Genomic DNA, 20,290 nt, shown 5'->3' on the forward strand with positions numbered 1-20,290 from the left:
CGGCCCGTGTGGTTTAGGGGTTTTTCCCGTACCATAGGTCTGATTAGGCATAGGTCGTGCCGATGGCGACGGAGGGTGACACTGGCGCAGTGGCGGCTCTGGGGCGATCGTGCACGGACGGATTGAGGGCGCCCTGCGCCACCCTGATCGAGACTGGCGATGATCGGCAACCGGCAGGCTACATGAACGCACAAACCGCCCCAGACAGCGCCGCCTCAGACAGCGCCCCACCAGCCACCGTCGCCCTGGTGACCGGAGCCAATCGGGGCATTGGGCTGGAGATAACTCGCCAGCTAGCGATCGCGGGGATGACGGTAATTTTGGGCAGCCGCGACCGGTCCAAAGGAGAGGCGGCGGCGGCCCCCCTAGGGCAGGCGGGGCTTGCGGTTGTGCCCATGGCCCTCGATGTCACCGACCCAGACAGCATAGCGGAGCTGGCCCAGCAGCTTGAGCAGCGGTTTGGCCACCTCGACATTTTGATCAACAACGCCGGCATTCTCTACGACACCTGGCAGACGCCGAGCAATGCCGATCTGGCGGTGGTGCAGGAGGCGATCGCCACCAATACCCTCGGCCCCTGGCGCATGGTTCAGGCGGTTTTGCCGCTGCTCAAGCGCAGCCAGCGGGGGCGAATCGTCAATGTCTCCAGCGGGGCCGGAGCCTTCAGCAGCATGGGGGCGGGCACCCCCGCCTACAGCCTCTCAAAAGCGGCCCTAAATGCCCTGACCCGGCTGCTGGCCGCCGACCTGAAGGGCAGCGGCATTCTGGTCAATGCGGTTTGCCCGGGCTGGGTGGCCACCGACATGGGCGGCACGGGCGGTCGCCCGGTGGCCGACGGCGCCGCCGGAATTGTCTGGGCGGCGACGCTGCCCGCCGATGGCCCCACGGGCGGCTTCTTTCGCGATCGCCAGCCCCTGGACTGGTGAGCAAGTGGTAGGCCCAGGCGGCGGGGGCCACCCCATTCAGGTCATTTACCGGAGATAATGTCCCCATGATTTCGGCAACCATTCCCGACTCGGCCCTGGCAGAGGCCTGGCAAGCCTGGTTAAAGGCTCAGGTCTTGCAGCTCAGCGTCGACACCCTCCAGTCCAACGCGGTGACCTGCACCGCCTGCGGTGAGGTCTTGGGCACCTACATCGTCGACTACCAGGGCCACCAGTTTCGGCTGTCCCTGGAGGAAGCCTACGGATTTCTCAAATTCATCCAGGCAGGCTAGCGTCTGCCAGCCGCCCCCGGCCCCGGGTTGGTGCACTGGTCGGGGGACAGATCGACAATCAGCGGCACTCCGTCGATGGTGGAGGTGCGGGGCAGCCAGCCGCGCTTGCCCCTGTAGATGGCCACCTCAACGAACGATCGCCCCCCGGATACCACCGTCGTGGGCGGGTTGGTGGTGGCGTAGGCAATGTCATTGGGATTGAAGTAATCGTCCGTAGCGGCGTTGGCCGCCGGGCGGGAGAACACGCTGAGCCGATCTTTGACCACAAAGCAGTAGGGCCTGCCGGAGGAACTGCCGCCAGTGCTCCCAGCCCCAGCCGCCCCCGGCCCCGGGTTGGTGCACTGGTCGCGGGATAGATCGACAATCAGCGGCACCCCGTCGATGGTGGAGGTGCGGGGCAGCCAGCCGCGCTTGCCGCCGTAGATGGCCACCTCAACGAACGATCGCCCCCCGGACACCACCGTCGTGGGCGGGTTGGTGGTGGCGTAGGCAATGTCATTGGGAACGAAGTAATCGTTCGTAGCGGCATTGGCCGCCGGGCGGGAGAACACGCTGAGCCGGTCTTTGACCACAAAGCAGTAGGGCCTGTCGGAGGAACTGCCGCCAGTGCTCCCAGCCCCAGCTGCCCCCGGCCCCGGGTTGGTGCACTGGTCGCGGGATAGATCAACAATCAGCGGCACCCCGTCGATGGTGGAGGTGCGGGGCAGCCAGCCGCGCTTGCCGCCGTAGATGGCCACCTCAACGAACGATCGCCCCTCGGACACCACCGTCGTAGGCGGGTTGGTGGTGGCGTAGGCAATGTCATTGGGGTTGAAGTAATCGCCCGTAGCGGCGTTGGCGACCGGATGGGAGAACACGCTGAGCCGATCTCTGACCACAAAGCAGTAGGGAGCGCTGGAGGAACTACCCTGGGCGATCGCAGGGGCTAGAGCCAGAGGACTTGCCCAAACGGCGGCGCTGAGCAGAGCTAACAGACCTTTGAGAGAAAACCGGACAGAGGTCATTTGGGGTGTCTCCTATAGCAAATGGGTCTCTTAAGTAGAAAACCATAGATCGCCGTAGACAGGGTTAGTTTAACTACAACTTGATCGGTCAATTCCCCGCTGAGCACTCTAAACCACCAATCATCCCCCCCGACCATCCCCAGGTCTGCGGGCGATCGCCCCTGCCCCACCTTCGGAGGCTGGAGAATCCGCCAGGCCGTGCCGCCGCCGTGCCGCCGAGGCAATCGTGCTAATAAAAGAGGGGCCGCGAGAGAGGGGCCACCGTTCTTTAACGTTTGCTGAGTATGACCAATCCGCTGATTTCCTTTGCCCTGGGCACCCTGGCCGCGCTGTTTCCCATTGCCAACCCGATTGGGGCACTGCCCATTTTCTATGGTTTAACAGCGACAGATACGCCTCGCTTTCGCCTGCGCCAGGCCCAGAAGATTGCCGTCAACGTGGTCGTGGTGCTGGGGGTATTTTTGCTGGGGGGCAGGCTCATTCTGAGCTTTTTTGGCCTGTCGCTGGGCGTTCTGCAGATTGCCGGGGGCCTGATTGTGGCCCACACGGCCTGGCAAATGGTGACCTCCCACGGGCGCATTACCCCAGCGGAGCAGAGCGAAGCCGTGGACAAAGACGATATTTCCTTTACGCCCATGGCGATTCCCATGATCAGCGGCCCTGGGGCGATCGGGGTGGTGATTGGGCAGGCGACCCGGGCCAGCGGCTGGAGCGAGTACACCGGCTGCCTGCTGGGCATTGTGGCGCTGGGGATAGTGCTGTACCTGTGCCTGGTGCTAGGAGAATCGCTGATTGAGCGCATGGGGACCACGGGGCTAGGGGCGCTCAACCGCATCCTGGGGTTTTTAATTCTGGCGATCGCGGTTCAGCTCATGGCCGATGGCGTTTTGGCGCTGCTGAAGCCGGTGCTGCCCTAGAATGCAGGCCTGGGTCGCTATACAAAAAATCAGGAAGCGCGCACGCTTCCTGACGGGTGAGTGTGAGGAGTGATCATCTGTGTGAGGAGTGATCATCTTTAAATTAGGCGGCCCATGGGTCAAAGGGATGACGGTGATATGCCATTTAGTTGTCGCCGCCGTCAGCCCGAAACAATTTGACCAACCAGGCCCTAGGGCTTGACCAAGTTAATTGTGGCACGGGGCAATGGCCTGGGTATACGGTCCACGGTATACGGTTCACGGCTTACTTTAAACCGTATACCGTGAACCGTATATCCTGCCTTACCTACCATCTTTGGCCTGGCCGTCTACTAGACCTGAAGACTGAAATATCTCCACCATTTTGGCGCGCTTGGCTCCCTAGCTCCCCTGCCCCCTTAGCTTTTGGCAATAGTCCCTAAACTTCCGCCATTGAGGATTAGGGAACCGTGACGACGATTTTGCCGTTTTGCTGGTTGGATTCCATGTACCGATGGGCCGCCACGATCTGATCGAGGGTAAAGACGCGATCGATGACGGGCGCCAGCCTGCCAGCGGCCAGCCCGTCGTAAACATATCGTTTGGCGGGGGCCAGCTTGACCGGGTTGCTCGTAATTTCAAACAGCGTGTAGCCCTGCACCCTGAGTCCTTTTTTGAGGGCCGCAAACAGCGGAAAAGGAGTTCCCCCCTCGGGGCCAAGCGCTCCGTACACAAAAATTGTGGCGCCGGGGGCGGCGGCCTTGGCCAGAGTCTTTAGCAGCGGGCCTGCCACCGCGTCAAAAATGAGGTTAGCCCCGCGACCGCCGCTGATCGCCATCACGCGGTCGGCCAGGTCTTCTTCCTCGGTGACAATCACGTAGTCGGCACCGTGGTCGAGCAGGGTTTGCCGTTTGGCCCGGCCTCGGGTGGTGGCGATCGCCACGGCCCCGGCGGCTTTGACAATCTGAATCGCCGAGTAGCCCACGCTGCTGCTCGCCGCCGTAATCACCACCACATCTCCGGCCTTGATCTGGCCGTACTCGACCAGCGCCCCGTAGGCCGTCAGGTACGACATCCAAATGGCGGTGCCCTGCTGGGCTGAGAGACCATTGGGGTAGGCGGCCACCGCCGTCGCCGGAACGATCGCGCTCTCCCCGTACACCCCGTACTGTTTCATCGAAAAGGCTGGAATGGTGCTGACGCGATCGCCCACGCTGACCTCCGTCACCCCCGCCCCGACGGCATCTACAACGCCAGAGGCTTCATAGCCCAGGGTCGAGGGCAGCTGGTCGGGCTGCTCCAGGTACTTCCCCTCCCGAAAGCTCACCTCCGAGCGGTTCAGGCCAAAGGCCTCTACGGCCAGCCTCACCTCGCCGGGGCCGGGGGCGCGGAGCGCTTCCTCGTGGATCTGGAGCACCTCCGCGCCGCCATACTCATAAAACCGAACAATTTTTGGCATGGTCCCCATACTCCATTCACGTCCGGGGGAGACGAACCCCAGGCGGGGCGGCTGTAAACCTGCCGCAACCCCCAGACGGTTGGGTGGACCCTGCCCACCCAACTCGATCGCGGGTCAGCCCACAACTGCCCCGCGATCGGGGTTGGGAATCGTCGCCACCTGGTCACTCCCAATGGCATCGTGGTTCCGCAGGGTCTCCATATCAATAACGTAGCGAAAATCGCTGCTGCTAGCGCTGGCCAGGTTGTCAAACACATCGTTGATCTCGTCGATGCCGACCATCTTGATCTTGGGCGCGATGTTGTGTTTGGCGCAGAGATCGAGCACTTCCTGGGTATCGGCGATGCCGCCAATCAGCGACCCCGCCAGGGTGATCCGGTTAAACACCAGCGGGCCAGGGGAAAACTCCGGAAAACTGATCATATTGCCGACCACGATCAGCGCCGAGTTGGGCTTCATCAGGGCAATGTAGGGAGCAATGTCGTGGGCCACCGGAATGGTGTTGATCATCATATCGAGGCTTTGGGCCGCCGCCTGCATCTGGGCCTCGTCGGTGGAAATGACGACCTGATCAGCGCCCAACTTTAAAATGTCGTCTTTGTTGGCGGCGCTGCGCGTGAACGCCACCACCTCGGCCCCGAGGGCTTTGCCAATCTGCACGGCCATGTGGCCCAGCCCGCCAATGCCGACCACGCCGAGCCGCTGCCCCGGTTGCAGCTTCCAGTGCTTCATCGGCGCGTAGACCGTAATCCCCGCGCAGAGGATCGGCCCCGCGATCGCAGGGTCCAGCGCATCGGGCACCCGCAGCACAAACTCCTGGCGGACAATAATGTCGGTCGTATAGCCGCCGTAGGTGTTGTTGTCGTTCGAGGCCGAGGAGCCGTTGTAGGTAAACGTGAGGCCCTTGGGGCCAGAACAATAGTTTTCCTCCCCGGCCCTACAGGAGTCGCAGACCTGGCAGCTGTTGACCATGCAGCCCACCCCGACGCGATCGCCCTCCTTAAACTGGGTCACCCCGTCACCCACCGCAGAGACCACCCCGATAATTTCATGCCCCGGCACGCAGGGATAAATGGTGTTGCCCCAGTCGTTGCGGGCCTGGTGCAGATCGGAGTGGCAGACGCCGCAGTGGGTAATTTTAATTGCCACTTCCCCGGCGTTGAGGCCCTTGCGCTCAAACGTAACCGGGCCTAGCAATCCATCAGCGCTGTGCAAGCCAAAACCAAATACTTTCATGCTCTATGTCCTTTGGGTCGTCGAGTCGGTAACCAAGAGTCAGTAGCCAAAATTTCAGACGGCTGTGTCGGCAAAGCCTTTAATCCTTAGCCGTAGTAAATTCAACGCCAAAGACAGCGTTGGCGACACTACCCAAGGGGGGATATAGCCCAACGTTTGAACGAACGTTCAAACGTTGGAACGCTCATAGAAAACATGCCTTGCCAGACTGGCTACAGCGATATGACAGAGCGCCGGGGGAAAGGCGTCAGGCCAGCTTCACCACCATCTTGCCGATGTTTCTGCCCTCAAACAGACCCAGAAATGCGCCTACGGCCTGGTCAATGCCGGTTACCACGGTTTCCTCGTGCTTCAGCCGCCCAGCGCGAAAATAGTCTCCCACCTCCTGCTTAAATTCAGCCTGCCGATCTAGCCAATCGCTGACAATTAGCTCTTTCATCGTCAGCCGCTTGGTAATCATGTTGAAAAGATTGGTGGGGCCGGGCTGGGGAGAGGTAGTGTTGTAGTCGGAAATGCTGCCACAGGCGATAATTCGACCATGTACCCGCAGCGTTGCCAGGGCCGCTTCCAGCATTTCGCCGCCAACATTGTCGAAATAGACATCAATGCCCTCCGGGGCGGCCTGATTTAGCGATTCAACGGCGGACTGGGTTTTGTAGTTAAAGGCTTCGTCAAAGCCGCAGTCTTCCTTCAAAAACCTGATTTTCTCCGCTGACCCAGCCGCTCCAATTACCCGACAGCCCCGCAGCTTTGCCAACTGCCCAGCCACGCTGCCCACGGCCCCAGCCGCCCCCGAAATAAATACGATGTCGCCTGCCTTAACCTCGACCATCGTTAGCCCGGCCCAGGCCGTCATGCCAGTCATGCCCATGGTGCCGAGGTAAACCGAGAGGGGCTGAATCTCACCCCTGACCAAATGCAGAGCCTCAGGACCAGCCGTAAAATACTCTCGCCAACCCAAACTAGAGGTGACAATATCCCCTGGGCTGAAGGCCGGGGTGCGCGACTCGATCACCTCTCCCACCGCCCCGCCCTCCAGGGGCTGACCCAGCTGGAAGGGCGAAACGTAGGATTTTCCCTCGTTCATGCGGCCGCGCATGTAGGGATCGACCGACATGTAGAGATTGCGCACCAAAACCTGCCCCTCTAGCGGCGGCCCTACCTCCGTTTGGGCCAGGGCAAAGTTAGCTGCGGTGGGCATTCCCTGGGGTCGGGAAACCAACCTGATTTCGCGACTGGTGATAGAGGCCATAGGTTTTTTTAGCTAAGGGGGCTGAATTGCTGAGCAATTTGAAACTCGAATGGCTTCAGTCTAAACAATTGCTTCTCCCTCGCCCGGTTTAATCCCCTGCGGCTCAGATTGTGCTGAACTCAGGCGACAGCGCGATCTGAGTGGGCGAAACGGCGATCTCTATGGGCGGTCCCAAGGCCCGCAGACCGCAGAATTCACCGATCGCGGTGTTCACCCCGCCCGATCGCGGGCAACCCTGCCTTGCCAAGTTGTTCTGGCCTCCGCTGACCCCGCTGGCAGCGGCGGGGTTTGATTTAGCACCAGGATTGTTCGCCGGGGGGATTGTGCAGCAGTTCTCGAATATTGGCTTCGATCACCCGGTAGCCCACATTGCCGTTCAGCCGTTGCCGCCCTTCATTAAAAATCAGCGTGGGGCTGACAGATACCGTATGCTCCTTAACCAGGTCAAAATCCTTGGAGAGTTGAGCGTAGGCCTCGCCACTGTCGATCTGCTCCTGAATGGCGGCGATCGGCAGCCCCAGATCTTTGGCAATGGCACACTGCACGTTGCGGTCAGAGACATTCATCACCCGGGCAAAAAAGGCCTCCCGAAAGGCCCAGGCAGCCTGCTCAAAAATCTTCTCTGACGTTGGGACAAGGCCTTTGATTTCCAGCAGGCGAATGGCATGGAGAAACAAATGGCAGGATAGGGAAGAGGGCGGCCTCACGTCGGCCCAAATATCGGGATGAATGGTGACGTGGTCGAATTTTTTGCCGACCTCGTGAATGTGAGAGCTGTAGCCTGGAACGCCGCCGCGATCGCGCCAGTTCTTCTCCAGTTTTTCGCGGGCATTCCCAAATACCGAGACAAAGTGTAGATCAATTTCAATTTTGTCTTGAAAGGTGGCTTTCAGTTCATCGAGCCGAATTTGAGCAATGTAGGCCCACACGCAAAGAATGTCGGAAAAGTAGGAGATACGAATAGGTTCCATCGGGCTTTAGCGGTAGAAGGGACAGGGGCGAGGAGCAGGAGGGTGCCCAGAGAGGGCGAATAGTCTTCGGGGCGACGGGAACGGCTTGCCTCTGCAAAACCGACATTAAAAAATCGCTCCCCTGTCGATTTTCCCCCGAGCCAGACGACTACTCAATACAAATGCCCATTTTGCTGGCGTGACAGGCCGTTTCTAGCGAACGGTCATACAAGCAAAGGAGACCCAACCATGCAAAGTACCACCCTTGCCCATCCGCCCATAGTCTCGCGATCGCTCTGGCTGACGGAGCGAAAAGCGCTTCTAGCCGCAGAGAAAGAACTGACTCGACAGCGCGATCGCGTCAACGCCCAGCGGCGGCGATTGCCCATGGTCAAGCTCGAAAAACCCTACTCCTTCGACGGACCCGAAGGCAAAACCAGCTTGCTCGATCTGTTCGAAGGTCGCCACCAGCTGATCGTCTATCACTTCATGTTCGACCCCGCCTGGGAGCAGGGCTGTAGGGGCTGTACCGGGCTGGTCAACGCCCTGGGCGACCTGAGTCTGCTGGGCGATCGCAACACCACCTTCGTACTCATCTCCCGCGCGCCGCTGCCAAAGCTGGAACGCTACAGGGCTGCCCAGCGCTGGAGCTGGCCCTGGTTCTCCAGCTTTGGCACCGACTTCAACTACGACTTCCACGTCACCCAGGACAAGTCCGTCGCACCGACGGAGTACAACTACCGCAGCCAGTCGGAGCTAGAAAGCTCGCCGGAAGGATCTAATGCTATGGCGGGCGAAAGCCACGGCATGAGCGTCTTCTTTCGTATTGACGACGACGTTTTTCACACCTACTCCACCTACGGCAGAGGTGTTGAAGGCCTGACCGACAGCTACAGCCTGCTCGATATCACTCCCTACGGGCGTCAAGAAGACTTTGAAGACTCGCCCCCCGGCTGGCCCCAAAAGCCAACCTACGGATAGGTTCACACCGCCCAGTACTCGCAGGCTGAAATATCTCCACCGTTTTTGCGTTTTTGCGTTTCTGCGTTTTTGCGTTTCTGCGCTCCTACGCCCCTACGCCCCTACGCCCCCTACGCCCAGCCCTAACCACCCATTCACGAGGATTTACAACCATGACCATGACCCCGACTAAAACCCAAAGCGAAGCCCAGATTCATCAACTCATCGATGCCCATACCCGCGCCATCTGCGCCAAAGACCTCGACCAGATCATGGCCCACTATGCGGCCAATATCGTCCTCTTCGACATGAAGCCACCGCTCACGATCAACGGTATCGAGGCCTGCCGCCACATGTGGGAGACCAGCTTGCCCTACATGCCGCCCATCGCTGGCATGGAACAGCAGGAACTCAGGCTCACCATCAGCGGCGATCTGGCCCTGGCCCACTGGATTTCTCGTTTTACCGGCATCGCTGCCGACCATCCGGCGGCGCAGATGTGGCTACGGCTTACCGCTGCTTGCCAGCGGCACAAGGGCGAATGGCAGATCATCCATGAGCATGTTTCAATTCCTTTCGCCCCCCAGGGCAACGGCGACTGCGCCCACCCTTAGCTCAACCTCAACCCCTAACCCTTCGACCACCAACCAGGAGACCTTACCGTGAAAGTGATTGTTCTAGTCAAAGCCACCCCCGAGTCTGAAGCCGGGGCAATGCCCACCGAAGACCTTCTGGCCGAGATGGGCCAGTTCAACGAAGAACTCGTCAGCGCAGGCGTAATGCTGGCGGGGGAAGGGCTACATCCCAGCTCCAAAGGGGTGCGGGTGCAGTTCTCGGGCAGTAATCGCACTGTCGTCGACGGCCCCTTCACCGAAACCAAAGAACTGGTTGCGGGCTTCTGGATCTGGCAGGTGAAATCGATCGAGGAGGCCGTTGCCTGGGTCAAGCGCAGCCCCTTTCAGGAGGGGGAACTTGAGATTCGGCCCATCTTTGAAGCAGAGGACTTTGGCGAAGCGCTTACCCCAGAGCTGCGCCAGCAGGAAGACCGCCTGCGGGCCGAGATGGAAAAGCAGCGGTAGAGCCGAGCGGTTGTTGGCAACCCTGACTGGGTAGCTCTCATTGGGTAGCTCTCATCAAACAACGCCATAGGGTGCGCTGGGCTTCTCTCCAGCGCACCCTTTAGACATCTCCAAAAAACGAATTATGCGCCATGCTAGATAGAAGAGTTGCTTTTTTATTCAGCCATGGCAAATCCTCTTGAGTATGTAAATGCACATCCCAAAGAGACCAAACGCATGCTTGGTATCAGCTATCAAGACTTACAGCAGTTTATCGGTCAAGCTAAACAAAGGCACCAAGATATCCAGATTCAAAAGGAACAATCTGAAACCAGACTGATTGCTAAAGGCGGTGGTCGTAAGGCATCTCTGTCACATGCTGAACAGATTATACTAACCCTCACCTATTTGCGTCAGCACCTCACGTTCCAGATGTTGGGATTGCTGTTCGACGTCAGTGAAAGTACGGCCCACAACATCTTTAATGATTGGTTACCTATTTTTCACGATTTACTTCCAGAAAGTCTCTTCGCTCAGCTTCAAGATCGGGACAGTGACTGGGCCCTTGCGCAGGAAGTACTGGAACAGCACGAACTGATTATTGATAGCTCAGAGCAAGAGCGGGAGAGGCCTACAGGCTCTAAGGAACAGGAAACGTACTATTCAGGATATAAAAAAACACACATTTAAGAGTATGTATATTGTTTTGCCAAAAAGAAAAGATATCGTTGATGTAATCCTGGGTGAACCGGGGCCTAAAAGCGATATTTCTCAGTTTCGTGAGGCGCAATCTAAGTTTAGCCCAAGACAACGATTTAGAGGCGATACTGGATACCAGGGGGAGGCTAATATCGTAACTCCTCATAAGCGAACAAAGAAACGGAAATTAACGCCTGAGGAGAAAGAAGAAAATAAGGCATTTGCTCAAAAACGAATCTACGTTGAACATGTTATTCGTGGGACCAAGATATTTAGAATCGCCCAACAACGCTTTCGATTAAGAGGGAAGCGCTATCCATTCGTGATGAAGGTCATTTGTGGGCTAGTCAGGTTGAGAATAGGGGCTTTAGTGCTACCTTAAACTGAAGACAACCCGTTATGATAGTGCCCTTTCCAAATGGACTTTTTTCTCTGAGTTTTAGTTGATGAGCGGCTCCAACCCCCTAATCCTCGTGACAAGTGGCCAAGTCGGCTTACAATACAGATCGCTGAAATCCTTTTCTAACAAGGGTTTCAAAACTTGGAGATGTCTTTTAGGTTTGAATACCGGCCCCTCGTTCCTATGCTCTGCGCTGGAATGCTCTTCGGAGGCCTGTCTGTCAATTGGACCGACACCTGCGATCGCCACGGCAGGTTCGGGCATTTCTTCACTCAAAATTCCTCAATCCCTGCGATCCCTGGGAACGGGTTACAGGGATTGCTGGTGAATGGCGATCGCCGCTAGGCGGGCATAAAGCTGTAGCTAGTTGGGTTAAGACATGTCTCCTGTGAACGTTTGAACTTTCAAACGTTTGAACGTTCATAGAGTTTCTGGATGTCCTAACCAGCGTGGCTATTGCTAGAGAGCTTTAGTTGCGCAGAATCGCAAAATATCGCTCCATTGGCGGAATCCGATAGGGAGAAGTAGGGAGGACACCACCGGGGATTCGGGAGCCAAGCCGTTACAATAGTTTACGGGAGCGGTTTAGGCTGCGGTCTAAGGGTTCCTCGGTTCTCCATCCTCTTCTCTGAGCGCGCTATGGCATTAGACACCACCCAGACCTCGGCCCAGACGCTGGCCCAACCCTTCGGTGGCTCCATCGATATTATTGACGCTGAGGTGATTGCGGTGACGGAGGACGTGGTTGCCGAGCCGCTGCCCGCGCCCACCCCGCCGCGCACCCTGGCCACCAAGCCGCAGGACCCCTTCGAAGAGTTTGGCTACGACCCCGAGGCGATCGCGGCCCACTACCGCCGCCGTCCGTTTCAGGTGTGGGCGCGGTTTGTGGGTATTTTTCTGCCGCTGATTGGTTTTTTTGCCCAGCTCTGGCTCGATCGCCGGGCCGGACGCAGCGCCCAAAAGGAAGCTCAGCGCGCCGCCCAGCTGCGGGACATGCTGACCAAGCTCGGCCCCGCCTACATCAAAATTGGCCAGGCCCTCTCCACCCGGCCCGACCTGGTGCCGCCAATTTTTCTCGAAGAGCTGACCAGCCTGCAAGACCAAATTCCGCCCTTTGCCAACGCGATCGCCTACCGATTCATTGAAGAAGAGCTGGGCGCCCCCCCCAACCAAATCTACGCTGAGCTGTCCGCAGACCCGATCGCCGCCGCCTCCCTGGGGCAGGTGTACAAAGGCAAGCTGCACAGCGGCGAAGAGGTCGCCATCAAGGTGCAGCGCCCCGGTCTGGCCCAGCGCATTGCCCTCGACCTCTACATCATTCGGGGCCTGGCCCGCTTTGCCACCAACCGCATCAGCCAGATTCGCAGCGACCTGGTGGCGATTATGGACGAATTTGGCGAGCGCATCTTCGAGGAAATGGACTACACCCACGAGGGCGAAAACGCCCAGCGCTTTGCCAGACTCTACGGCCACATTCCCGATATCTATGTGCCCCACATCTACCCCCAGTACACCGCCCGCCGGGTACTCACCATGGAGTGGATTGAGGGCACCAAGCTCACCAACATCGACAAGCTCAACCGCCAGGGCATCGACGCCACCCACCTGATCGATGTGGGCGTGCAGTGCTCGCTGCGGCAGCTGCTAGAGCACGGCTTCTTCCACGCCGACCCCCACCCCGGCAACCTGCTGGCCATGGCCGACGGCAAGCTCGCCTACCTTGACTTCGGCATGATGAGCGAGGTCAAGCCCTACCAGCGCTACGGCCTGATTGAGGCGGTGGTGCACATGGTCAACCGCGACTTCGAGGGGCTGGCCAACGACTACGTGAAGCTCGAATTTCTCACCCCCGACACCGACCTGACGCCGATCATTCCGGCCCTGGCCAACGTGTTTAGCAACGCCCTGGGGGCCAGCGTCGCCGAGCTGAACTTCAAGAGCATCACCGACGAATTTTCGGCCCTGATGTACGAGTACCCCTTCCGGGTGCCCGCCTACTACGCCCTGATCATCCGTTCCCTGGTGACGCTGGAGGGCATCGCCATCAACGTCGATCCCGAGTTCAAGGTGCTGAGCAAGGCCTACCCCTACGTGGCCAAGCGGCTGCTGACCGACTCGTCGCCGGAGCTGCGCAACTCCCTGCAAGACCTGCTGTTCAAAGACGGCAGCTTTCGCTGGAACCGGCTGGAAAACCTGTTGCGCAACGCCCGCGACAGCGACGACTACGACATGGATCGGCTGATTGACCAGACCCTGGAGTTTTTGTTTTCGGATCGGGGCACGTTTTTGCGCGATCGCATTGTCTCGGAGCTAGTCAACGGCCTCGACAGCTTTGGCCAGTCCACCGTCCAAAACCTCACCACCGCCGTGCAGCGCCGCCTGGGCCTAAAGAGCGACCTACCGCCCGCCGCCCCCGCCGCCCCCAGCGATATCGACAACCTCCGCCGCATCCTCGATATTCTCAAAGACACCCCCGGCTTCGACGCGGCCCAGGTGGCGGCCCGCATTCCGACCCTGCTGTTTAAGCCCGAAACCCAGGCCATGGGGCAGCAGGTGGTGGCGGGGCTGGCCCAGCGCGGGCTGGCCCGACTGATTCGCACCCTGCTGCTGGAAGAGGAGCCTGCGGGACCGCCTCAGCTCACCCCTTCCCGCGCCGGGAGCTAGGGGGGCGGTTTGCGCCGTTCCCATGCCAGCCCCAGACAATACAAAACGCACGCGGTGCCCCACCTCTAGTAGCGAATACGGGGGTCGATGTAGGCATTGAGAATATCGATCGCAATGCTGATAACAGCCACAATCATGCCAAAAAACACCATTAGCCCCTGCACCACCGGGTAGTCGCGCTGGCTAATCGCCTCGTACAGTCGGTTGGCCAGCCCCGGCCACGAGAATGTCACCTCCGTCAGCACCGCCCCGCCCAGCATGGCGGCAAAGGTCAGCCCCAAAATCGTAATTACCGGAATCATCGCGTTTCTCAGGGCGTGGACCAGCACAATCCGCCGTTCGGGAATTCCCCGCGCCCTGGCCGCTTCTACGTAGTCCGCCGCCAGGGTCTGCTTCAGGTTGACCCGCACCATGCGCTCAAACACGCCGCTGATGAGAATGCCCAGGGTGAGGCTGGGTAAGGCCAGGTAGTAGAGGGTGGTGAAAAAGGCTCCTAGATCCAGGGAAAGCAAGCTATCCAGCAGGTATAGCCCGGTTGGCCCAGCGGGGGGCGCGGCCCGCAGCGGGTAGCGAGTGCCGATCGGAAACCAGCGCAGCTGCACCGCAAAGATGAGCTGCAAAATCATGCCAAACCAGTACATGGGGATGGCGTAGGTAATGATGCCAAACAGCCGCCCGCCCGCATCGAGCGGTGAATTGGGCCGCGAGGCGGCCAGCGCACCGACACCGACACCCACCACCGTAGCGACGAGCATGCCGCACACGGTCAGCTCCACCGTGGCCGGAAAGTGGGCCTGAATAATTTGCCACACCGTTTGTCCCTGGGTGGCGAGGGATGAGCCCAGGTCGAGCCTCAACAGGTTCCCCAAGTAGGTCAAGTACTGAATAAACAGGGGCTGATCGAGGCCGAGCTGCGATCGCAGCGCATCCTTCGCCGCCGCCGGAGCCCGCGCCCCCAGCAGGGCATCCACCGGGTCGCCCGGCGTGGCCCGCAGCAGAAGAAACACCACCGTCGTGATCGTCAAAATCATCAGCGGGGCCAGCAGCAGCCGGGTGAAGACGTAGTAGCGCAGGGCGGCGGAGCGGGACATGGGTTAGCCTCGCTTGATCTGCCATAGCAGAAACTGCTGAGTCGGCTCAATGCTCACGCCCTCGATTCCCTCCTGGGCAAACACGTAGTCTTTGTTTTGCCACAGGGGAATGTAGGGCACATCGTCGACCATCATCTGCTGGAGGTCGGCGATGAGCTGCTGCCGGGTGGCGGGGTCTTGCTCGGCCTGCTGTTTGGCCACCAGGTCGTTGGCCTTGGGACTGTAGTAAAAGGAGCCGTTGGCCTGGGAGGGGCCTTCTTCGCAGAGGTTGTTGCTGCCCTTTTCGCAGCTCAAAAAGGGCTGAATGAAGGTGTCGGGGTCGTAGTAGTCGGGGTACCAGTTGGAGAGAATGATCGGGTAGATGCCCTTGCCGACATTTTCCCAGAGGGTGGCCCCTTCAGTATTTTGCACATTGACGGTGACCAGACCGGGCAGCCCCGCTTCGATCGACTCTTTCAGGGTGTTGGCGACGATGCTGCGGGTGGTGGAGGCGGAGGGGTACCAAATTTCCAGGGTGAGGGGCTTGGCCTCGGAGTACCCGGCTTCGGTGAGCAGGGCTTTGGCCTTGGCAAAGTCGCCGTCGCCGTAGGCGTCTTTAAAAACGGGTTTGGAAATGTCGAAGCTGGCGGGAATGAGGCTATAGAGGGGTTCAGCCTGGCCCTGAAAAACGCGATCGTTGAGCAGGGGGCGATCGACCATGGCGGCGATCGCCTGGCGCACTTTGACCTCGTCTAGCGGCGGGATCTTCTGGTTCAGCGACATGTAGTTGATCACGTTGGTGCCCGCCTCGATCGCCTGCCAGCCGCCGGAGCCAGCGTCTTTCTCCAGGGAGGTGATTTGCTCGGGGTCAAGGGTTTGGTAGGCCACGTCTAAACCGCCGGTTTTAAACGTGTTGTAGAGGTTGGCCGGGCTGGTAAAGATTTGGATATCGATGCCCTGGTTGGCGGGGGCATCGCCCCAGTAATTTTCGTTGGCGTCGAGCTTGATCGAGTCGCTGGTGAAGGAGGCCAGCTTGTAGGGGCCGGTGCCGACAAAGCCGTCGGGCTTAAAGCTGCCGGCGCCAATCTCATAGCTCTCGGGCGAAACCGGGGTGACGCCCGAAAAGCTCAGCAGGGCCGGAAACGCCGCAAAGGGGGCCTTGAGGGTCAGCGTCAGCTCGTGCTCACCCGTGGCCTTGGCGCTGGCAATTTTGTCCGACAGCAGGTAGGCCGGGCGGCCACCATTTTCCATAAACCGCTGAATGGAAAAGGCCATCACGTCGGCGGTAAAGGGGGTGCCGTCGTGGAGGGTGACATCGTCCCGCAGGGGAATGGTGTAGGTGAGGCCGTCGGCGCTGACGGTGGGTAGCTCTGTGGCCAGCTGGGGCACCAGCTTTGTGGTGCCAGGCTCGTAGGTGTAGAGGCGATCGCCCAGGTTGTAGAGCAAAATACCGGGGAAGGTCTCGTAGGCATCGGCGGGGTCGAGGGTGCGGGCCGTCAGCGTTGTGCCCATGGTAATGCGGCCATTGCCCGCATCCGCCGGGGCCTCGGCGGCGGGCTGATTATTGCCAGCGCAGCCGATCGCGATCGCAACACAAAGGCCAAACAGCCCCACAAACTGCAATCCCCGCCGCCACGGGCGACGCATCCAAAATCGCTTTTGAGTCTCGAACCACGACACCAGGGAGTTCATCACGTTCTATCTAACTGGCCAACATTGGCATAGTTGTATCACCCTTTGGGCATTAGGGGGAGTGGGGGAGTGAGGGGAGTGGATGGGTGGGGGAGTGAGGGAGTGGATGGGTGGATGAGGAGATGAGGGAGATGGGGAGGATGAGGGGATGGGGGAGTTTTGGATTTTGGATTTTGGATTTTGGATTTTGGATTTTGGATTTTCCAAACTATCGCAGACCTCCGCATTCTCCATCCTCCCCACCTTCCCCACCTCCCCTACCTTCTCCATCACCCCATCACTCCATCACCCCACCGCCTCCCCCACATTCCCTCCTGCAAACCGCTTCCACAGGGCATCGGTCAGCAGGTGCGACAGCAGCCCCAGGGGACCTGCAAACAGGCACAGAGCGCAGGAGTGGCGAGTAAAGACGCCGCTTTCCTGGCCCTGCCAGTAAATCCAGCGGCCCACAAAGAGGTCAAACACCAGGTAGTGCACCCAGCCGGTGGCGGTGACGTGGGGGTTGGCAAACAGGGCGGCCAGGTCGCTCAGGCCCAGGTTGGGGTCGGAGAGGCCTTCGATGCCCTCGACATTGCTAAAGCTGGTGACAAAGAGAAACAGGTACAGCCCGGTCAGCGCGGCGAAGGGCAGCAGCGAACCCATCACGGTGCGGGTGAGTTTGGTGTTGGGCACCAGCACCATCAGCGTCCAAAAGGGCAGCACAAACAGGTTGGCACCGGTAAACAGCAGGTCTAGCAGAGGGGCATCGACGGTCATAGGGGCGGAGTTGGTGATTTTCTAAACGTTTCCTCATTAGTGTAGAGAGTTTCCCGCCGCCGCGAAGCGCAACCCGATTCATGCGCCTGGTTCGCTCAGGGCCGCTCGGTAAAGCTCACCCTACCAGCGATAGGGGCGCTGGCGCTGGCTGTAGCGCAACACGTCGCCAGCATCGGGGCGAATGATCAGGCCATTTTCAGGAATGTCGATCGCGTGGCTCCAGTTCACCCGCTCCAGGTAGCCCAGCAGGTGCAGGCGATCGATCGCGTGCTGGGCGTCGTCGGGCGGGCCAACCAGGTAGTGGCGCAGGCGACGGTGGCGGACCACCGCGATCGGGTTTCTGAGCAGCAGAGCCTGGGCCGCCTCCACTGCCGGGGGCGAGCAAAACGATTGAGTTTGCAGCATTTCAAGCTTCCTTAACGAGGGTTATTTCGTCGGGGCGCAATGCTTGCGCCCAGTGCAACATCTATGCCTGTGACTGGCGATCGACCCCACAGGCAGCAAAAACTGGCCCCCGCACATGCAGATGGCAAAAGAACATGATCGGTAACGGTAGAATGGGGCACGACAGCAGGAACGCCCCCATAGGTGGAGCTGGTGCTGCCATCGACTTACATACGCCATTATGACGTGCCAAGGGTCGATACGTCAATATGGCGTGTCATCTGTGTTAAATGAAAAAAGACCGCCGCCCACAGGAAAGTGATTCGCCCATTGAAGAACTCAGGATTCAGCGGACGAACCTGTCCCAGGCTGAGTTCGCTGTTCACTGTGGGATTCCGCTGCGGACGTATCAACGGTGGATTGCCGGGGCAACTGAGGCAAAGTTAACGCCTCAGCAGTGGAAAGCTCTCATGAGTGTTTTGAACGTTCAATCGGTGGATGAAATCCCCAACGATTTTGCTGGCAGCGAAGGGGTCTCTTTGTAGGCTGGGCAGAGGTAGCTCCACCCGTAGGGTGCATTCCCGGCCTACAAATCTGCGCAAAGCCCCACAGATTCTGCCTTTGGGCCGCAATGCACCGCTCACTGTATCGAGTATCTCGCTTGACGTAAGCGGTGCGTTACGGCCAGGGCAAAGCGCACCTCACCTTTGCCGAGTTGGCCTAGGGCCGGGAACGCACCCTACGCCTAATCAAGCTTTCGGAGAGTTCAATGGGCTAAAACCTCTGGCTTTGGGACGCCTTGACAGGGCTGGCGGTGCCTACCCTACAGGCTGTTTTCAGGCGTTTCAGCAAAAAGGCTCGGCCTTTCGAGAAAATTACTCGGCGTTTGGGGTAAATAACTCGGTGCGCCGAGAAAAGTGCTCGGCATTCCGAGAAGATTACTCGGAACTGGAGTAGATCGCTCGGCGTGCCGAGAAAAGTGCTCGGTGCTTCGAGAAAATTACTCGGCGTTTGGAGAAATCTGCTCGGCGTTCCGAGAAAATTACTCGAAACCTGGGGTAAACCGCTCGGAATCTCGCCCTTTGAGGCTGAAGACTGAGGTTAAGATTGACCAAACCGCCCCGTGACCGCCGCTGCCGCTAGCTCCGCCACCGATGCCCAGCATTTTTATCTCCTACCGCATCAGCGACAGCGCCGATATCACCGGGCACATCCGCGAACGCCTGGTGGATTACTTTGGGGCTGAGCAAATTTTTCGCGATGTGCAGTCTATTCCTCTAGGTATCGACTTTCGAGGCTACATCAACACCGAGCTAGACAATTGCCAGGTGATGGTGGTGGTGATTGGCCCCAAATGGCTAAGCGCTGAAGATACTAAGGGCAATCGCCGTCTTGAGCACCCCGACGACTGGGTACGGCGAGAAATCGAGACTGCTCTCAACCGTGAGATTCCTGTTATTCCTGTGCTGGTAGGCAACGCCCGCTTGCCCAAGGCCGAGGAACTGCCCGAAAGCTTGCAGGCGCTGGCCTACCGCAACAGCACCACCGCCAGGGCCGACCCCGACTTTGACCCCGACATGGCGCGACTGATTAAGAGTTTAGAGGCGGTACTGGCTGAGCCTTCGTCTGCGCCCTCTACCCCCAATAACCTGCCCCGCAGCGGCGCAGTGGAGTTTGTGGGTCGTGAAACCGACCTCAACAACCTTCACATCCGGCTCCATCAGTCGGATCGCGTTGCCATTACTGCCCTGCGTGGCATGGGGGGCATTGGCAAAACCGAGCTGGCTCTGCAATATGCCCTGCATCACCGTGACGAAGGCACCTACCCCGGCGGTATCTGCTGGCTGCAAGCCAGAGATCAAGATGTTGCCAGCCAGATTGTCCGGTTTGCAAAAACCGTTGAGATGTCAACCCCCGAGGGTGAGTTGGCCGACCAGGTGGCCTACGTGTGGGCACAATAGCCCCTAGCGCCAGCCGCAATGTTGGTCGTTTACGACGATGTGGCCGACTTTGCCACTATCCAGCCCTACTTGCCGCCTCAGACAGAGCAATTTCGAGTATTGCTCACTACGCGGCAGCGCTTCTCGGGCATAGACAGCCTTGAGATTGATGTGCTCAACCGAGACGCAGCTCTTGATTTGTTGCGCTCTATTGTTGGGTCAAACCGCATTGATGCTCAATTGGTCGATGCCACCGCCCTTTGTACACGGTTAGGTCGCTTGCCCCTAGCGCTGGAACTGGTGGGCCGCTACCTGGAGCTAGATGAAGACTTAAGCATTTTAGAGGTGCAGGCCGAGCTAGATGAAATGCGTACCTATGCCTATGCCCTGCTAAAAGACGAGTCTGCGGCTACCATGACCGCCAAGCTAGGGGTAACCTGAGTTCGGGATAAGGAAAGGAGGGGCTCTGTAAGCTGATATAGCTGTAGCCAGTCTGGTTAAGACATGTCTCCTATGACCGTTCAAACGTTTGAACGGTCATAGGAGACATGTCTTAACCAACGTGACTATGGCTATATCACGTAAATGATTCAGCAGGCCCCCCTATGGATAGTCTAGAAGAGCTGTTTTGCCACATTGATGATTTCTGCTGTC

At 58.9% G+C, this 20,290-nt stretch carries 21 protein-coding genes; 12 read left to right on the forward strand and 9 right to left on the reverse strand.

Going from position 1 to position 20,290, the window contains the following annotated elements; translation table 11 throughout:
* The first annotated feature begins 182 nt into the window (after positions 1-182).
* Together LEPTO7104_RS0126935 and LEPTO7104_RS0126940 are read left to right on the forward strand one after the other, a co-directional pair.
* Positions 183-926 (forward strand): SDR family oxidoreductase, encoded by a 744-nt coding sequence (locus LEPTO7104_RS0126935; RefSeq protein WP_026073121.1) that lies wholly within the window; start codon positions 183-185, stop codon positions 924-926.
* A gap of 65 nt (positions 927-991) precedes the next feature.
* Positions 992-1,216 carry a hypothetical protein gene (locus tag LEPTO7104_RS0126940; protein WP_017301697.1) on the forward strand — a complete coding sequence of 75 codons (225 nt, stop codon included), beginning with the start codon at positions 992-994 and terminating at the stop codon, positions 1,214-1,216.
* On the opposite strand, the gene LEPTO7104_RS0126945 is transcribed toward LEPTO7104_RS0126940, so the two are convergent.
* Complete coding sequence (locus LEPTO7104_RS0126945; RefSeq protein ID WP_017301698.1) at positions 1,213-2,220, reverse strand: hypothetical protein; 1,008 nt, start codon at positions 2,218-2,220, stop codon at positions 1,213-1,215. The genes LEPTO7104_RS0126940 and LEPTO7104_RS0126945 overlap by 4 nt on opposite strands.
* Before the next feature lie 284 nt (positions 2,221-2,504).
* Here LEPTO7104_RS0126945 and LEPTO7104_RS0126950 point away from each other — a divergent pair, with 284 nt between their 5' ends.
* Complete coding sequence (locus tag LEPTO7104_RS0126950; protein ID WP_017301699.1) at positions 2,505-3,137, forward strand: MarC family protein; 633 nt, start codon at positions 2,505-2,507, stop codon at positions 3,135-3,137.
* Between the two features lie 439 nt (positions 3,138-3,576).
* Here the strand turns inward: LEPTO7104_RS0126950 and LEPTO7104_RS0126955 are convergent, their stop codons facing one another.
* The 4 genes from LEPTO7104_RS0126955 to LEPTO7104_RS0126970 form a co-directional block, all read right to left on the reverse strand.
* Complete coding sequence (locus LEPTO7104_RS0126955; RefSeq protein ID WP_017301700.1) at positions 3,577-4,584, reverse strand: zinc-dependent alcohol dehydrogenase family protein; 1,008 nt, start codon at positions 4,582-4,584, stop codon at positions 3,577-3,579.
* A gap of 105 nt (positions 4,585-4,689) precedes the next feature.
* On the reverse strand, positions 4,690-5,811 hold the full coding sequence (locus tag LEPTO7104_RS0126960; RefSeq protein ID WP_017301701.1) for an NAD(P)-dependent alcohol dehydrogenase: 1,122 nt from the start codon (positions 5,809-5,811) through the stop codon (positions 4,690-4,692).
* A gap of 247 nt (positions 5,812-6,058) precedes the next feature.
* Positions 6,059-7,063, reverse strand: a complete 1,005-nt coding sequence (locus LEPTO7104_RS0126965; protein WP_017301702.1) for an NADP-dependent oxidoreductase — start codon at positions 7,061-7,063, stop codon at positions 6,059-6,061.
* A 293-nt stretch (positions 7,064-7,356) separates the two neighbouring features.
* The gene (locus LEPTO7104_RS0126970; RefSeq protein WP_017301703.1) at positions 7,357-8,034 is read right to left on the reverse strand and encodes a DsbA family oxidoreductase; all 678 of its coding nucleotides are present in this window, start codon (positions 8,032-8,034) and stop codon (positions 7,357-7,359) included.
* Between the two features lie 228 nt (positions 8,035-8,262).
* Here LEPTO7104_RS0126970 and LEPTO7104_RS0126975 point away from each other — a divergent pair, with 228 nt between their 5' ends.
* The 6 genes from LEPTO7104_RS0126975 (at position 8,263) to LEPTO7104_RS35565 (ending at position 13,794) form a co-directional block, all read left to right on the forward strand.
* Positions 8,263-8,994, forward strand: coding sequence for a DUF899 domain-containing protein (locus LEPTO7104_RS0126975; protein ID WP_017301704.1), 732 nt, complete (start codon positions 8,263-8,265; stop codon positions 8,992-8,994).
* A gap of 152 nt (positions 8,995-9,146) precedes the next feature.
* On the forward strand, positions 9,147-9,587 hold the full coding sequence (locus tag LEPTO7104_RS0126980; protein ID WP_017301705.1) for a YybH family protein: 441 nt from the start codon (positions 9,147-9,149) through the stop codon (positions 9,585-9,587).
* A 48-nt stretch (positions 9,588-9,635) separates the two neighbouring features.
* Positions 9,636-10,052: a YciI family protein gene (locus tag LEPTO7104_RS0126985; protein WP_017301706.1), complete on the forward strand. Its 417-nt coding sequence runs from the start codon at positions 9,636-9,638 to the stop codon at positions 10,050-10,052.
* Positions 10,053-10,217: 165 nt separating this feature from the next.
* Positions 10,218-10,721, forward strand: a complete 504-nt coding sequence (locus LEPTO7104_RS41875; protein WP_017301707.1) for a helix-turn-helix domain-containing protein — start codon at positions 10,218-10,220, stop codon at positions 10,719-10,721.
* Between the two features lie 4 nt (positions 10,722-10,725).
* On the forward strand, positions 10,726-11,112 hold the full coding sequence (locus tag LEPTO7104_RS41880) for a transposase family protein (protein ID WP_264308751.1): 387 nt from the start codon (positions 10,726-10,728) through the stop codon (positions 11,110-11,112).
* Positions 11,113-11,769: 657 nt separating this feature from the next.
* Positions 11,770-13,794 (forward strand): ABC1 kinase family protein, encoded by a 2,025-nt coding sequence (locus LEPTO7104_RS35565; RefSeq protein WP_017301709.1) that lies wholly within the window; start codon positions 11,770-11,772, stop codon positions 13,792-13,794.
* 65 nt (positions 13,795-13,859) lie between these two features.
* Here LEPTO7104_RS35565 and LEPTO7104_RS0127005 read toward each other — a convergent pair whose 3' ends face one another.
* The 4 genes from LEPTO7104_RS0127005 to LEPTO7104_RS35570 form a co-directional block, all read right to left on the reverse strand.
* Positions 13,860-14,885 carry an ABC transporter permease gene (locus tag LEPTO7104_RS0127005; RefSeq protein ID WP_017301710.1) on the reverse strand — a complete coding sequence of 342 codons (1,026 nt, stop codon included), beginning with the start codon at positions 14,883-14,885 and terminating at the stop codon, positions 13,860-13,862.
* A 3-nt stretch (positions 14,886-14,888) separates the two neighbouring features.
* Positions 14,889-16,556: an ABC transporter substrate-binding protein gene (locus LEPTO7104_RS0127010; protein WP_017301711.1), complete on the reverse strand. Its 1,668-nt coding sequence runs from the start codon at positions 16,554-16,556 to the stop codon at positions 14,889-14,891.
* A 285-nt stretch (positions 16,557-16,841) separates the two neighbouring features.
* Positions 16,842-17,312 (reverse strand): ABA4-like family protein, encoded by a 471-nt coding sequence (locus tag LEPTO7104_RS0127015; protein WP_017301712.1) that lies wholly within the window; start codon positions 17,310-17,312, stop codon positions 16,842-16,844.
* Positions 17,313-17,432: 120 nt separating this feature from the next.
* Complete coding sequence (locus tag LEPTO7104_RS35570) at positions 17,433-17,717, reverse strand: hypothetical protein (RefSeq protein ID WP_017301713.1); 285 nt, start codon at positions 17,715-17,717, stop codon at positions 17,433-17,435.
* Positions 17,718-17,986: 269 nt separating this feature from the next.
* Between LEPTO7104_RS35570 and LEPTO7104_RS0127025 the strand changes: the two genes are divergently transcribed.
* The 3 genes from LEPTO7104_RS0127025 to LEPTO7104_RS44040 all read left to right on the forward strand — a co-directional run bounded on the left by LEPTO7104_RS0127025 (position 17,987) and on the right by LEPTO7104_RS44040 (position 20,077).
* Complete coding sequence (locus tag LEPTO7104_RS0127025; RefSeq protein WP_017301714.1) at positions 17,987-18,241, forward strand: helix-turn-helix domain-containing protein; 255 nt, start codon at positions 17,987-17,989, stop codon at positions 18,239-18,241.
* A 609-nt stretch (positions 18,242-18,850) separates the two neighbouring features.
* Positions 18,851-19,657 (forward strand): TIR domain-containing protein, encoded by an 807-nt coding sequence (locus LEPTO7104_RS37465; RefSeq protein WP_017301715.1) that lies wholly within the window; start codon positions 18,851-18,853, stop codon positions 19,655-19,657.
* A gap of 18 nt (positions 19,658-19,675) precedes the next feature.
* Complete coding sequence (locus tag LEPTO7104_RS44040) at positions 19,676-20,077, forward strand: NB-ARC domain-containing protein (RefSeq protein WP_017301716.1); 402 nt, start codon at positions 19,676-19,678, stop codon at positions 20,075-20,077.
* The last annotated feature ends 213 nt before the right edge of the window (positions 20,078-20,290 follow it).

This window comes from Nodosilinea nodulosa PCC 7104 (assembly GCF_000309385.1).
Classification (GTDB): domain Bacteria; phylum Cyanobacteriota; class Cyanobacteriia; order Phormidesmidales; family Phormidesmidaceae; genus Nodosilinea; species Nodosilinea nodulosa.